The sequence below is a fragment of the Roseibium sp. RP-7 genome, from assembly GCF_053005225.1.
This window is the reverse complement of record NZ_JBRKQA010000002.1, coordinates 1,369,074-1,384,187: the sequence shown is the minus strand read 5'-3', so window position 1 is coordinate 1,384,187 and position 15,114 is coordinate 1,369,074. Positions and strand designations below refer to the sequence as shown.

The following is a 15,114-nucleotide window of genomic DNA, read 5'->3' as shown; positions in this document are numbered from 1 at the left end:
GGGGACGCGATGGGAGCGATCCAGCTCAACAAGGTTGAAAAGTGGTTCGGCAACCTGCAGGTCATCAAGGGCATCGACCTCGACATCAAGGATGGCGAATTTGTCATCTTTGTCGGACCGTCCGGCTGCGGGAAGTCGACACTGTTGCGTCTGATCTCAGGGCTTGAGGAAACCAGCCGTGGTGCTATCGAAATCGATGGCAAGGACGTCACTGCACTGCCGCCATCGGGGCGGGGACTGTCGATGGTCTTCCAGTCCTACGCGCTTTACCCGCATATGTCGGTGCGCGAGAATGTCGGTTTCGGTCTGAAGACGGCAGGCTTTCCCAAGGCGGAGATCGACCGCAAGGTGAATGCGGCTGCTGAAGTGCTGAAGCTGGACGAATATCTCGACCGGCGCCCCAAGGCGCTTTCGGGTGGACAGCGCCAGCGGGTGGCCATCGGCCGCGCCATTGTTCGCGAGCCAAGTGCCTTCCTGTTCGATGAACCGTTGTCGAACCTGGACGCAGCGCTTCGCGTTGAAATGCGTTTTGAGGTCGCCCGGCTCCACAAGAGCCTCGGCACCACCATGATCTACGTGACACACGATCAGGTGGAAGCCATGACGCTGGCCGACAAGATCGTGGTGTTGCAGGCCGGCAGGATCGAACAGGTCGGATCACCGCGCGAACTTTATGAACGGCCGGACAATCTGTTCGTGGCCCAGTTCATCGGTTCGCCGAAGATGAACGTGTTGCCCTGTTCACTCGAAGAAGGACGGTTTTCGCTGCGCGGGCATGGCGGAGGACCTTATCCGTATGCCGGCAGCGGGCAAACACCGGTTAAACTCGGCATCCGTCCGGAGCACATCAGCCTTGCAACGCCGGGCGAGGGGCATTGCACCGGGACGGTGGAAGTGGCCGAATATCTGGGTGCAGACACCTTCCTTTACGTGGCGCTCGACGGGCTTGAAACGATCCTTGTGCGCATCAGTGGTGCCGAAGACGTGGAGGAGGGTACTCGTGTTGGTCTGACCTTCGACGAGAGCCGCCTGCATTTCTTCGACGGTGAAGACAAGGCCATCCGCTAAGACAGTCTGTCGGAATGAACCCGGCCTTTTCGGCGGGTTCAGTTCCGGCAGAGCACCAGCACGGTGTATCGAGAAGCCTCCTCGTCGATCCGGGTTGGGCTCTTGATGTTGGTTATGGTGTTGTAGGAAGGCGCCAGGCCGAGATCTTCCATGAACTCCGCCATCAGCTTGCCCCTGACCGCGAAATTCACGTTTTCCGGCAGGTCACCGGCCAGTTTGAGCGTCTTGAACTTGTCCAGACGAGACACAACAGTGCCGACAACAGCCCCCGTCCTGTCCAGAACCGGGCCACCTGAATTGCCTGGCTGTACCGGTGCTGTCAGCATGAAATGGCGGCTGTCGCCCTTGACGCCTGCCAGCGACGAGATCATGCCGGGAGTGAAGTTCAGGTTGTTGTCCAGGATCTGGGCAAAGGGATAGCCGATCACGAAAATCTCCTCTCCGCGAACGATCGGCTGTTTTGAGCGGAACTGCGCAACATGATCCGACTTGCCGCTGTCAAGCTGCAGGATCGCGAGGTCGTTTTCCGTGTCCGCTTTCACCAGCCTCGCGGTACCGTGGCCTGGAATATCCAGCGAGCAGCAGTTGCCGACCACATGTGCATTGGTGCCGATGTGGCCTTCGCTCGTCAGGAAATAGCCGCTGCCGGAGGAGGAGGTCTTGCGGCCGATAATATCCTTGCGTGCTCCCTTGGGAAGCGGATTGCTGCTGTTGTCCTCTTCCAGAACCTGCAGGCCGGGAGCTGATGTGACCGCGTCCAGTTTCTCCTCATCTGTTCCGTCGTAAAACGTCATGCTGTTCGACATGGCAACTGCCACGCGATCCATGAAGACGGCATGGCGTGCCTGCCAGGCAAGCGAAAAGCCGCGGCTGTCCGAAGAGGTCTTCATCATGCGCAGGTAGAAATCACGTCCATCCTGCCGACCGGAGACGACGAAGTAGTCATTCCGGAATTGCTTGTGCTCCACAGTCCGCCCGTCGCTGGTATCGGTCAGGCGCTTGTAGAGGGCCGCGTAGTCGGTTTCTTCCGCCGAAACCTGCAGGGTTTCCAGTTCGATGCTGTTGTCGTAGGCCCGCCAGAGGTGTCCGCGCGGCGTCTGGGTGGACGGTTCGAAGAGCTTGCCCGGAACGCCGAGCTGCAATCCGGAAACGGTGTCCTTGTAGGTTTCAAAACCGACCCGTTCGACAAGGTCTAGGCCATCGCGCTGGAGGATCTGCATCTGCTCGTCGTCGAGCACACCGTTCGGGGTGAAGTCCCGGTGCTTCTGGAAAGTTGTGAGTGCGTTATAGGTGAGCCTGCCGAAGGTTCCGTCCACCTGTGAGGCGTAGTCTCCCGTAAAGACCAGCAGGAACTGGATCCGGACCCGTTCTCGCCAGTCCCTGGCATGGAACCAGTCCTTGGACTGATCGTAACCTGCCTGCACGGTGCCGGTTGATACCAGCAAAAACACGATGGCATGAAGAAACGAACGCATAACCAGCTCCCCTTGGTCGCGTTCCACATTTTAGCAAAACGGCGATGATGGAAACAGGCTCGCCCTGCTCAGTCGGGGATATCTCGCGATAAAATTCCGGAGGCGGTGTTCAGATGGAGCGGCCTGAAAAACCATGTTTCAAAGCGGAACAACATCGACCTTGTGATCGGTGGTTTGGGATCCTGACGTGCGCAACACGCCTTTCACCGGTGCCGCGTCTCCATAGTCGCGGCCATGCGCGACAACGATGTGATCCTGTCCGACCCTGAGGGCATTGGTGGGGTCATATTCGATCCAGCCGATCTCGATGCCGCACCAGGCCCTGACCCAGGCGTGCATGGCATCCGCACCTTCCAGCCGTTCCTGGCCTTCCGGCGGAATGGTCCGGAGAAAGCCACTGACGTAGCCTGCCGGAATGCCGATGCTTCTGAGGCATGCGATCATGATGTGCGAAAAATCCTGACAGACGCCATGACGCCGCTCGAACGCCTCGATGGCCGGAGTGTCGACTGTTGTGGCCTCGGCATCGAAACGCATGTCCGTGTTCAAGGCCTTGCCGATGGCTTCGACGGCGGAAATCGTGCTCATGCCCGGGACGACATGGTCCTGCGCATAGACTGCAAATGCGGGGTCGAGGGGCAGGCGCGGCGAGGCGGAAAGAAAATGGACCGGCGCCCTGGGGGCAAGCGACTGAACGCCGGAGAGCTCCCTTGCCAGCGCGTGCAACGGCGGTGAAATGTCGAGTTCTTCCGGCACCGCTGTTCTGTCGATACGGGCCTTCAGCTTGAAACTGAGTTCACTGTGGCTGCGCCGGTAGGCAACGTCGGTGACAGCATTGCCGAAGAAGTCCGTCCGGTCGTGACGCTCAGAAGGGCCAGGCACGATATGGATCTGCCCCGCCATCAGCTTCTGCTCGCCGGGAATGGTCGCCGGCATCAGCCGGAGCGCATGATGTCCGTAGTTGGCCGGGCTGGCATAGTCGTAGGTGATTTCAAGCGTTACATCGTAATGCACGGGCGCCTCGCGTCGGGCGTGTCGGGTGAAAGCGACCGTCCGTTACCGGATATAGGCATCGGTCAGCTCCACGGAGAGATAGGAGATCTGATCGCGAAGATCGGCAAGAGAAGCCGGTGTCAGTGTCTCCGGGGTGGCGATTGCCAGAAGTGTGTGAACCTGCAGGACGGAGCGGGCCAGCTCCGAAAGATGTCCGTTTTCCGTCGCGTTGGGCAGCACGCCGATATGGTCTTTCATGTCGGTCAGCTGGTAGAGCACCGCGCGCGGGTTCTTGGTGTCCATCGCCAAAAGGTCCAGCACGGTGGCATGGCTGAGAGAGACCGCATAACGCCGGCTCATGGACATGGCACTGTCGCCAACCTCAAGCAGCAGTTCAAGAGAGCCTTCCGGGGCGTCTTCGTCGGTAAAGACCGACAGGAGATCAGCCATCCGGTGGGCGCGTTCCAGTGCACGGCCGATGGACAGGAAACGCCAGCCGATAAACCTGTACATGTTTTCATGCACAAGACCTGAAAAGCCGGTGATCTTGCGCAGCAGCAGGCCCATGGCTCTGGTAACGTCGGCATTGTCGCGCATCGTGCGCTTGGCGCCGTTCGCGGCCTGGGCAAGGTCGTTCAGCGCCAGCCAGCCATCGACGGAAAACCGGTCGCGTACCTTTGCAGCGCTGGCGACGGCCGATTGCAGCATGTCGCACAGGCCATCGGGAACCGGCTCGACGGGCGCCATGCCGATCTTGTCCAGATATTCCGCCGTCAATGCCACAAGCGGGGCTTCCGGGTCCGCCGTTTCCATCAAACGGGCATGATAGGCACGCAGCAGCCGCACCGCGCCTTCCGCACGCTCCACGTAGCGGCCGAGCCAGAACAGATTGTCGGCTGCGCGCGATGGCAGGGAACCGGTCTGTGATTTGAAGAACGGCGATTCCGTCTGGTGGAGCAAGGTTTCCTTGTGCGGCTTCTGACCGCCGACGATCCACACATCGGCCGCCGATCCGCCTGCCTGCATGGCAATCGCACTTGCATCTTCCGTTTGTCCGATCCGGGCAAAGCCGCCAGCCATGACTTCCCAGCCGTTGGTCGTTCGGGCCAGGAAGACGCGCAGGCTCATCGGCCGGGGGACCAGAAGCCCGTTGTCATAGGCAGGTGTCGTCGACAGGGTCACGGCTTCCTGCCCGACCAGCCTGTCGCTCTTGCTGTCGATCCAGGTTTCCAGAATGCCCTTGTGGAACTTGTCGAAATCCTTGCCGATAAAATCGGTATGGGAGGACGTGAAAGGCAGCGCGGTCGACAGCGCGGGGCTGAACATCATGCCTTCCGCATTTTCTTTCACGTAGGCTTTCGTTCCCTCTTCACCGCACCACCAGGTCGCGACGTTGGGCAGCTTCAGCGGCTCGCCGAGCAGGTGTTCGCTGATGCGCGGCAGAAAGGCAAGGAGCGCACGTGTTTCCAGAATGCCGGTGCCGAGCGCATTGATCATGGTGACTGCGCCGCTGCGGACCGCCTGAACAAGACCTGGTGTACCGATGTGAGAGGTTTCGTTCAATTCCACCGGATCGGCCCAGGCGGCATCAAGGCGCCGCCAGAGAACGCTGACGGGCCTCAGTCCGGCGACCGTGCGAACCATCAGCTTGCCGTTCTCAACGGTCAGGTCCTCCCCTTCCAGCAGCATGAAACCGAGATAGCGGGCGATGTAGGCATGCTCGAAATAGGTGTCGTTCAGCGGGCCTGGTGTCAGGATCGAAACGCGGCTTTCGCTTTCTCCACGCAGCTCGACCAGGTGGTCGCGGAACCGTCGGAAAAACCCGGCCAGCCGATGGACATTGGCGCGGGCGAAGAACTCGTTGAAGACGCGTCCGGTTGCAACCCGGTTTTCCAGCGCGAAGCCGGCACCGGAAGGCGCCTGTGCCCTGTCGGACAGAACCCACCAGGTTCCGTCCGGCCCGCGGCCGATCTCGAACGACAGGAAGTGCAGAAAGTGTCCGGATTTCGGCTTGATGCCCACCAGTGGACGCTGCCACTCCGGGCTTTGCGCAATCAGGCTTGCCGGAAGGTAGCCGTTGGTCACCAGCCTGTTGTCGCCATAAAGATCGGCGACAACCTGTTCCAGAAGTTCGGCGCGCTGGGTCAGACCGTCTGCAATCACCTGCCAGTCGTCCTGGCTGATGATCACCGGAATATGGCTCAACGGCCATTCCCGCTCATTCGCCCCGTCCTGCCCGTATTGGCGGAAATAGACCCCGGCATCGTTCAGATACTGATTGCCGCGCGCGAAACGCTCGGTAATTTCCTCCGGCGTCAGAGCGCTCAGATGCTCCAGAAACGGCCGCCAGACCGGTCTTACCCGGCCATCAGGGAAGAGTAGCTCGTCCGAAACATCCGGAAAGGGACGATAGGCCTTCAAGAGGCCGTAGCGAAGCGCTCCGGGTTCTGCGTTTTCGTCCAAGCTCATGCATCGTTTCCAGTCGGCGGGGCTGCCGGTTCGTCAGACATTCTGCGGTCTGCGCAGGTCCAACGTCAACGGAAACTCCGGATGCGGCCGTTCAAGCCCCGGAAGATAGAGCCCGGGCGTATGGCCGTGGGGCTCGAACCTTGCAAGGCGGCGGGCTTCTGCCTCGTTCCCGTTGACAGGAAACGTGTCATAGTTCCGTCCGCCCGGATGAGCAACATGATAGACGCAGCCACCAAGGGCCCGGCCGCTCCAGCGATCGAAGATATCGAAGGTCAGCGGGGCGTCGACCGGATGCACCGGGTGCAGCGCCATGGCCGGTTGCCAGGCCTTGTAACGGACACCGGCAACCGAAACGCCGTTGGTCTCGGTTTTCCTGAGCGGCAAGGTCCGCCGGTTACAGGTGACGGCGTAGCGATCCGGATCGCTGGTGGTGAGCTTAACCTGCAGACGTTCGGTTGAGCTGTCCGTATAGCGCACCGTGCCACCGATGGCGCCGGTCTCGCCCAGTACGTGCCAGGGTTCCAGCGCCTGTCGAAGTTCCAGGTGAACGCCATCGACCTCGAGTTCTCCGCAGAAGGGGAAGCGGAATTCGGCCTGGGCTTCGAACCAGTCCGGACGCATCTGAAAACCGTGATGCTCCAGATCCCCCAGGACGTCGAGAAAATCGGTCCAGACATAATGCGGCAGCATGAACCGGTCGTGCAGGGCCGTGCCCCAACGGGTCAGGTTGCCGGACAGTGGCTGCTGCCACAGGCGCGCAACGAGCGCCCTGAGCAACAGCTGCTGGGCAAGGCTCATGCGCGGGTTCGGCGGCATTTCGAAGCCGCGAAACTCGACGAGGCCTAGCCGTCCTGTCGGGCCGTCGGGCGAATAGAGCTTGTCGATGCAGATTTCCGCTCGGTGGGTGTTGCCGGTGACATCCACCAGAAGGTTGCGCAGCAACCGGTCAACAAGCCAGGGGAACGGCGTTGCCCCTTCATGAGGGCGGTGGATCTGTGACAGGGCGACTTCCAACTCGTAAAGGCCGTCATGACGGGCCTCATCGACGCGCGGAGCCTGCGAGGTCGGGCCGATAAAGAGGCCGGAGAACAGGTAGGACAGGCTTGGATGGCGCTGCCAGTGCAGGATCAGGCTGCGCAGGAGATCAGGCCGGCGCAGGAACGGACTGTCGAGCGGCGTCGCGCCGCCAACTACCACGTGGTTGCCGCCGCCGGTACCGGTGTGCTTGCCGTCAATCATGAACTTGTCGGCACCGAGCCGCGACTGCCGGGCTTCCTCGTAGACGCCTTCGGTGATCGCGACACATTCCTGCCAGCTGGACGCCGGATGGATGTTGACCTCGATGACGCCCGGATCCGGTGCAACGCGGATGACATTCATGCGCGGGTCGGGCGGGGGCGGATATCCTTCGATATGAACCGGCAGCTTCAAGTCAGCCGCAGCAGATTCCGCCACCGAGATGAGTTCCAGATAGTCCTCGATCCGTTCCACCGGCGGCATGAAGACGCAAAGACGTCCGTCGCGAGCTTCCACCGACAGCGCTGTTCTGACCGATGCCCCGCCAAATTCGTCGTCCGTCAGGGTTTGTTCCCGCCGGTCCTGCTGGCCTTCGCTGGCGGTGAAATGGGCGACATCCTGCCTGCGGTCAGCGCGCGGGCCCGCAGGAAACTCCGGCAACGGATCGCGCGGGACGGTCGGATCGGCGATGTTGGTGTAGGGATATTGGGCCGGTGGGACATGAGGCAGGGATTCCAGCGGCAGGCGGTAGCCGACAGGGCTGTCTCCGGGTACGAGGAACAGCGCATCACGGCGCAGCTTCCAGCGTTCGGATCGCCAGCGGTGTCCGCCGGCCTTCGATTGCCAGCGCTGGATCGGCAGCACATATCCGGCAGGTTCGGTCAGCCCGCGGTCGAAGACACGGGCAATACGATGCCGGGCCTCGGCGTCCTCCAGCTTGGAATTTTTCGGGGTGACATTTTCCGGAAGGTTGGCTTCCTTCACCAGCCACACCGCCGGGTCTTCATAGGCGGCCACCACGTGGTCCGGGTCGATTTCCAGCTTCGTGGCGATCTCCTGCAGCAGCGCTGCGGCCTGATCTGCGCTGGCCTTGGTATCGTCGCCTTCTTCCGCGATCAAATCCGGATCATGCCAGATCGGTTTTTCGTCGCGGCGCCAGTAAAGCGAGAAAGTCCAGCGGGGCAGGGTTTCACCAGGGTACCATTTCCCCTGGCCGTAATGCAGGAACCCTCCAGGGGCAAAGCGTTCACGCAGCCGGCGGATCAGAATATCCGCCTTCTGGCGTTTGGTCGGGCCGACCGCGTCGGTGTTCCATTCTGCGGCTTCGAAATCATCGATCGAGACGAAGGTGGGTTCACCGCCCATGGTCAGGCGGACGTCCTCCTGCGACAGGATCCGGTCGACCTTGGTGCCGAGCTGATTGAGTGCCGACCAGGCATCGTCTGAAAACGGCTTGGTGATGCGCGGATGTTCGGCGACGCGGGCCACCTTCATGTCGAAGGCAAAGTCGACCTCCGCCTTGCTTGCCATGCCGACAATCGGGGCGGCGTTGACGTAATGCGGCGTCGCGGCCAGCGGAATGTGGCTTTCGCCTGCCAGAAGGCCGGAGGTCGGATCGAGCCCGATCCAGCCTGCACCCGGCAGGAAGACCTCGGCCCAGGCATGGAGATCGGTGAAATCGTGATCGGTGCCGGAGGGGCCGTCCAGTGCTTCCAGATCCGGCTTCAACTGGATGAGATATCCGGAGACAAACCTTGCGGCAAAACCGAGATGGCGCAGGGCCTGCACCAGCAGCCAGGTGGAATCGCGACAGGACCCGGTTCCTTTCTCGAAGGTTTCTTCCGGTGTCTGTACGCCAGGCTCCATGCGAATGACATAGTTGACGGTCTGGGAGACCTTGGCGTTCAGCCCGACGATGAAGTCGACGGTTCTCTGGCGATCCTTCGGAACCGTTTCCAGGAACGCGGTCATGTGCGGGCCGGTCGGGTCGAGGCGACGGTAGATCTGAAGATCTTCGCGAAGTTCCGGCGGATAGTCGAAGGGCCATTCCTCCGCGCTCTCCTCAATGAAGAAATCGAAGGGATTGTAGACGGCCATGTCGGCGACCAGATCCACTTCGATCTTGAATTCGCGTACAGGCTCGGGAAACACGAAGCGGGACAGCCAGTTGCCGTAGGGGTCCTGCTGGTGATTGACGAAGTGTCCTTCGGGCGAAACCTTCAACGAGTGAGACAGGACCCGGGTGCGGCTGTGAGGGGCCGGCCGCAAGCGGATAATCTGCGGGCTTAAGGTAACCGGACGGTCGTATCGGTAATGGGTCAGGTGATAAATGCTTGCACGAATTGACATTTACAGGGCCCCGGTATTTGTCCGTTTCAAAGCGCGAGTGTCAGGTTTTCACAAAATCAAACGCATAACCACGTCTTTCTGTAGGCAGTTTCGCCTCACGAATGGGCTGCAAGCATCTTGTGAAAGGAGAAGACCGGAAATCAGGTGAAATCTCGTGTCGCCGGTCAGGGTTCGTTAAACACGATGCAATCCTTCCGGCGAAGCCGGCTCTGACGAGCGCTTTTCCTGTGCTAATTTCGGATTGATTAACACAATCGGATCAAGGTGCCGGCTGCCAGCGAACGGCCAGCAGGCAGCAGCTCTGTTGCGGCCGGGTTTCACGCAGGAATGCCTCAGGAGCCGGTTTCTGGCAATCTTTGGATATGCGCCAATAAAATGTGCGTAAGTGGTTGCCACTTCTGCAGAACATATTTGTGGTGGCTAATATGACGCCGGGGGTATGACCAGGCACTGTTTCGGTGCGATTGGCCGGCCCCATGTCAAGGTTCCGTTCGGCTTTCGAACATTCAACCGGTGCTGCGGTGAATGTCCGTGATCTGAAGCGGGGCCGTTCTTGCGTGAAGAGCTGCAAGACGGGACGGGCAAGGATGAAGAGCGAAGGAAAATGATGTTCGTCAGACTGCTGTGCATGGTGTGGTTCTGGGTGGCAGCCGGCGTGGTCCAGGCGGCGGACTTCCGCGTGACCTTCATCAATCCGGGTGGTGAGACCGGTTTCTGGGGTGACGTGTCCAGAACCATGATGGCGGCTGCTGCCGATCTGAACGTCGACCTGGAAATCCTGCACGCCGATCGGCGTCCCTACGGCATGGAAGAGCTTCTCAGCCTCCGGCTGGAACAGGGGGAGCTGCCGGACTATTTCATTCTGGTCAACGAGAACCAGGCGGCTGCCCGTCTGATGCAGCTTATGGAGGGTCGGGAGAGCAAGGTTCTGTTCCTGCTCAACAAGCTGACACCGAAGCAACGGGTCGACCTGGAACGCAGGAACATCGATCTTCATGGTATTATCGCCTCGGTCGTTCCGGACAATGAAACGGCCGGTTACGAGATGGCACAGTCGTTGTTTGCCGAAGCGCGGCGGCTCAACCCGGATGCCGGGGAAATCCGATTGCTGTCCCTGACAGGCGATTCAACCACGCCTGCCGGATTGCAGCGGGAACTCGGCATGTTGCGGGCTGTCGCAGACAACAGTGACGTCAAACTGGTCCATGCCATTCCGGTCGACTGGAGCGAGGAACTTGCTTTCGCGCGGACGAAAAGCGTTTTGAACCGTACGCGAATTGACGTCGTCTGGGGTGCGAACGATGACATTGCTTTCGGTGCACAGCGTGCAGCAACCGATGCCGGGCTGAACATCGGCAAGGATATATTGTTCGCCGGGTTGAACTGGTCGAACCGCGGCATGAACGCGGTACGGTCCAACGAACTGACCATGACTCATGGCGGGCATTTCTTTGCAGGTGCCTGGGCGATCGTGATGCTGAGGGATCATTTCTTCAGAAGCGTTCAGGGGGAAGTTTTCGTCGATGTCGTGTTCAAGATGTCGCCGATCACCGCCCAGAACGTCGAGCTATATCTCAGCAGGCTTGGTGACGGGAATTGGGACAAGATCGACTTTGCCCGTTTCTGCAAATCGTCTTCCAATCATAGCCACTACGATTTTTCAGCTGACGCCATTCTGGAAGCTGCCGGCAGTTGACCGGCGTGCCGGCTGGAAGTGGACGGCTGTTGTTTCTTTTCTCGTAACACTTTGAATTCTCACCTATCCAAGTCTGCTGTCCGGACGGTATAGATGCCTTGGAAGGGCCATTTGAAGAGCCCAGCGGGAGAGAGCCATGAGCGACGAAGCCGAACCGGGCAAAGCCTATAATCCGGAAACGGAAGGCGCCGAGATGCGCTTTGCGGACAAGATGTCCTATGGCGACTATCTGGGGCTGACGCAGATTCTGAATGCACAGGCACCGTTGTCGGACGCTTCCGATGAACTGCTTTTCATCATTCAGCACCAGACGTCGGAATTGTGGATGAAGCTCATGCTGCATGAGCTGAACGCCGCTCGCGATGCGATTGCCGATGATCACATGCCGCAGGCGATGAAGCTTCTTGCCCGGGTCAGCCGGATCATGGAGCAACTGAATTCTGCCTGGGATGTGCTGCGGACAATGACGCCGAGCGACTATACCCAGTTCCGGGATGCCCTCGGCATGTCCTCGGGCTTCCAGTCGCTGCAATACCGGCTGATCGAATATGCGCTGGGCAACCGGAACACGGCAATGATCCGACCGCACGAGCACGATGCGCAAAGCGTTGCTTTGCTGAATGCGGAGCTGGCCCGCCCCAGCCTTTACCAGGTCGTGCTGGCATTCGCCCGCAGCCAGGGTCTCGATGTGCCGGATGACGCCATTGCGGTACCTGCTTCTGCTCCACATCTCGAAGTTCCCGCGATCATGACGCTCTGGCAGAAGGTTTACCGGGATCCGTCCGCCCATTGGGCCCTTTACGAGGTCGGTGAGAAACTGGTTGATCTGGAAGACTACTTCCGCCGGTGGCGCTTCAATCATGTCACCACCGTGGAACGGGTGATCGGCTTCAAACGTGGAACCGGCGGAACCGGCGGCGTCAGTTACCTGAAGCGCATGCTGGAAGTCGAACTCTTCCCCGAGCTCTGGCATGTGCGCACCGCGCTCTGAAACAGTCTGCGTCTCGTCATTCTTGGACGAATTGCATGTTTGCCATCGGCGTTTGTGCCGATAGAGTGTCGTTTCAAGAGCCCCGCAAGCGGGCTCAAGGGACTGAAGAGGGGATTTCCTATGTTGAAACAATTTGCTGCGGCCGCCAGCCTGGTGGCCCTTCTGGCGGGAGCGGCACAGGCCGAACCCGTCAAGGTCGGCATGATCACGACCCTGTCCGGCGGTGGTGCAGGTCTTGGCATCGATGCACGTGACGGCTTCATGCTGGCGGTCAAACAGGCCGGCAACAAGGACCTGGAAGTGATCATCGAAGACGACCAGCGCAAGCCGGACGTCGCGGTTCAGCTTGCCGACAAGATGATCCAGTCAGACAAGGTCGACGTCTTGACCGGCATTATCTGGTCGAACCTGGCCATGGCCGTCGTGCCGTCTGTCACGGCCCAGGGCAAGTTCTATCTGTCACCGAACGCCGGTCCGTCCGCTCTGGCCGGCAAGGGCTGCCATCCGAACTATTTCAGTGTTGCCTATCAGAATGACAACCTGCATGAGGCCGCAGGCGCCTACGCCAAGGAAGCCGGTTTCAAGAAGAGTTTCATCCTCGCGCCGAACTATCCGGCCGGCAAGGATTCGCTGACCGGATACAAGCGCTACTACGACGGTGAACTGGCGGGTGAGATCTACACCAAGCTGGGCCAGACCGACTATGCGGCCGAGATTGCCCAGATCCGCGCATCGGGCGCCGATAGCGTGTTCTTCTTCCTGCCTGGCGGCATGGGTATTTCCTTCCTGAAGCAATATGCCGACAGCGGAGTCGGCCTTCCGGTCGTTGGTCCGGCCTTTTCCTTTGATCAGGGTATCCTGCAGGCAGTCGGCGATGCTGCGCTGGGCGTGAAGAACACGAGCCAGTGGAGCAAGGATATCGACAACGATGCCAACAAGGCCTTCGTTGAAAGCTTCCAGGCCGAATACGGTCGCCTGCCGTCGCTTTATGCGGCCCAGGGTTTCGACACGGCCAATCTGCTGCTGTCGGCCATGGCGAAAGCGGATGTGACGGACGCTGACGGTTTCCGCGCAGCGCTTGAAGCAGCTGACTTCCCGTCCGTGCGCGGCAAGTTCAGCTTCGGCCCGAACCATCATCCGATCCAGGACATCTATGTTCGCGAGGTGATCAAGGAAGGTGATGTCTACACCAACAAGATCGTCGGAACGGCCCTGACCGATCATGGTGACGCCTATTCAGCCGAGTGCAAGATGTAAGACCCGGCGGGTTCTCCAAGCTTTGCGAAAGGCGCAGTCTCCGGGCTGCGCCTTTTTCTTTTTTGAAATCGTGGGGCTACCGGGTCCCGGCTCGCGTTTCGCCGGAAGTATGGGGTTGGATTCAATTACCTTTGCCGGCGAAATTACTCCTCACCTGTCTTCGGTCTTTCCACGGCTTGCCCCTGTAATCCGCATCTTGACCATGCCTGCCGAGGCTGCGGTTTGGCCCAAGGGCAACGGCATGGATCCCATGGTCGAGCCATGGGATGACGGCGAACGAGCGGGAGAATAGAGGGTATGGATACGGCGATACTTAGTCCAGCGTCCGTCATTGCAGGGCCTGACCCTGCAATCCATGCCGCGACCTCAGCGAACGGTGAGGGCGTGATCTGAAGCGAGCTACTTCCCGAACACACCTGTATCGATCATCTGCTGGAACATCTCTTCCATGGAGGTTTTCATCGGTCTGTAGGTTACGCCGAGGGCGCGTTTGCTTTTGGAATTGTCGGCGCGCCATTTCACGTCGACGTTGTTGGTGACGAATTTCCGTGAAATACCGCCGACGATCGGCCCGACCAGCCAGACGATCCATTTGGGTAGCGACTGGCGAGGCACCGGATAACGATCGCCGTATTTCTCGATCAAGGCCTTGCCGAGTTCCAGGATGTTGGTGTCGTGGCCGGAGATGATATGCCGTCCCTCGGCCTCTTCCCGGAAACCCGCCTCCATGTGTGCCCTGGCAAGGTCACGCACATCCACGACGCCAAGGCCAAGTTTCGGAGCGCCCCGTTTCATGGTGCCGTCGCCCATCTGGCGGACGATGTTGAAACTTTCGGATGTCGGCCTGGCGTTAAGGGCTGGACCGATCACCAGCGACGGATTGACGGTGACCAGCTCGAAGCGATCCTGAGCCCTGGCGATCTTCCAGGCTTCCTGTTCCGCAAGCGTCTTGGAATAGCTGTAGGGCTGGTATTCGAGAGAGGCGGTGGTGTTCCAGACCTTCTCCGTCAGTTTGCCACCCGGGGCTTTAATACAGTCGATTGCATCCGTGTAGATGGCCGCGCAGGAGCTGGTGACGACCACGCGTTTGACACTTGCAGTCCGCGTGGCGGTTTCCAGAACGTTCCGTGTGCCTTTGACCGCTGGCTCGATCAGTTCCCTCTGCGGGTCCTTGACCGATGTGGTGAAAGGGGAGGCTGTGTGGAAGACGATGGCACAGCCTGCCATCGCCTCGGCGTAGGAACCTTCCTCCAGCAAGTCGGCCCTGAAAAAACGCAGGGTGCCCGGAGATCCGGCCGCAATCTCCTGAAGGTGTGCGACCTTGTCCTTGCGGTCCGGGTCACGGACAGCAGCGTGCACCGTAATTCCCGCATCGAGCAATTCCTTCACCAGCCAGCCGGCAACATAGCCCGTGGCACCCGTTACCAGGACCGGTGCATCGGTGGAAAAAGAGGTCATCGGATCTGGTCATCCTTCCTTTGAAGGCCGCTCTTGCGCCGGCAGCTTGTCCAAGCAGTGAGATAGCCGCTGGATGGTGTGCGTCAACACAGGAATTGTTTCTGCCATAGATGCCCGACCAGCAGCCAATGGGCGACAGACGATCGTGAAGACCTGCCTGGTGGACGTCGTATCCTGGGCGCAGACAGGCTGTGGACATGGGCGAGCAGGTCACGCTGCAGTGCAAAGTCAGTATTCGGATTTCGTTTTGCGATGCAAAACGAACCTCAATAGAAGTATGATGTAGAAAAATATGAAAGACTCGAAACCCGATTTCGTGCTACATCTGATGTCAAAATTGT

The 15,114-nt window shown here is 59.8% G+C and carries 9 protein-coding genes; 4 read left to right on the top strand and 5 right to left on the bottom strand.

What is annotated here, in order from left to right:
• Positions 1–9: 9 nt before the first annotated feature.
• Entirely contained in the window at positions 10–1,068 is a 1,059-nt protein-coding gene (locus tag ACVDG9_RS21015) for an ABC transporter ATP-binding protein (RefSeq protein ID WP_023003055.1), read from the top strand.
• Positions 1,069–1,106: 38 nt separating this feature from the next.
• Here ACVDG9_RS21015 and ACVDG9_RS21010 read toward each other — a convergent pair whose 3' ends face one another.
• The 4 genes from ACVDG9_RS21010 to ACVDG9_RS20995 all read right to left on the bottom strand — a co-directional run bounded on the left by ACVDG9_RS21010 (position 1,107) and on the right by ACVDG9_RS20995 (position 9,371).
• Positions 1,107–2,543 carry a trypsin-like peptidase domain-containing protein gene (locus ACVDG9_RS21010; protein WP_447238880.1) on the bottom strand — a complete coding sequence of 479 codons (1,437 nt, stop codon included), beginning with the start codon at positions 2,541–2,543 and terminating at the stop codon, positions 1,107–1,109.
• A gap of 138 nt (positions 2,544–2,681) precedes the next feature.
• Positions 2,682–3,557, bottom strand: coding sequence for a transglutaminase family protein (locus ACVDG9_RS21005; RefSeq protein ID WP_023003057.1), 876 nt, complete (start codon positions 3,555–3,557; stop codon positions 2,682–2,684).
• Positions 3,558–3,599: 42 nt separating this feature from the next.
• Positions 3,600–6,005: a circularly permuted type 2 ATP-grasp protein gene (locus ACVDG9_RS21000; RefSeq protein ID WP_023003058.1), complete on the bottom strand. Its 2,406-nt coding sequence runs from the start codon at positions 6,003–6,005 to the stop codon at positions 3,600–3,602.
• A gap of 33 nt (positions 6,006–6,038) precedes the next feature.
• The gene (locus ACVDG9_RS20995; RefSeq protein WP_447238879.1) at positions 6,039–9,371 is read right to left on the bottom strand and encodes a transglutaminase family protein; all 3,333 of its coding nucleotides are present in this window, start codon (positions 9,369–9,371) and stop codon (positions 6,039–6,041) included.
• Positions 9,372–9,975: 604 nt separating this feature from the next.
• Here ACVDG9_RS20995 and ACVDG9_RS20990 point away from each other — a divergent pair.
• The 3 genes from ACVDG9_RS20990 (at position 9,976) to ACVDG9_RS20980 (ending at position 13,315) form a co-directional block, all read left to right on the top strand.
• Positions 9,976–11,067: an ABC transporter substrate-binding protein gene (locus tag ACVDG9_RS20990; RefSeq protein WP_447238878.1), complete on the top strand. Its 1,092-nt coding sequence runs from the start codon at positions 9,976–9,978 to the stop codon at positions 11,065–11,067.
• Positions 11,068–11,203: 136 nt separating this feature from the next.
• A complete protein-coding gene (gene kynA / locus ACVDG9_RS20985; RefSeq protein WP_447238877.1) occupies positions 11,204–12,058 on the top strand; it encodes a tryptophan 2,3-dioxygenase in 855 nt (284 codons plus the stop codon).
• Between the two features lie 120 nt (positions 12,059–12,178).
• Entirely contained in the window at positions 12,179–13,315 is a 1,137-nt protein-coding gene (locus ACVDG9_RS20980) for an ABC transporter substrate-binding protein (RefSeq protein ID WP_023003062.1), read from the top strand.
• Between the two features lie 399 nt (positions 13,316–13,714).
• Here the strand turns inward: ACVDG9_RS20980 and ACVDG9_RS20975 are convergent, their stop codons facing one another.
• Positions 13,715–14,773, bottom strand: coding sequence for an NAD-dependent epimerase/dehydratase family protein (locus ACVDG9_RS20975; protein ID WP_447238876.1), 1,059 nt, complete (start codon positions 14,771–14,773; stop codon positions 13,715–13,717).
• Between the last annotated feature and the right edge of the window lie 341 nt (positions 14,774–15,114).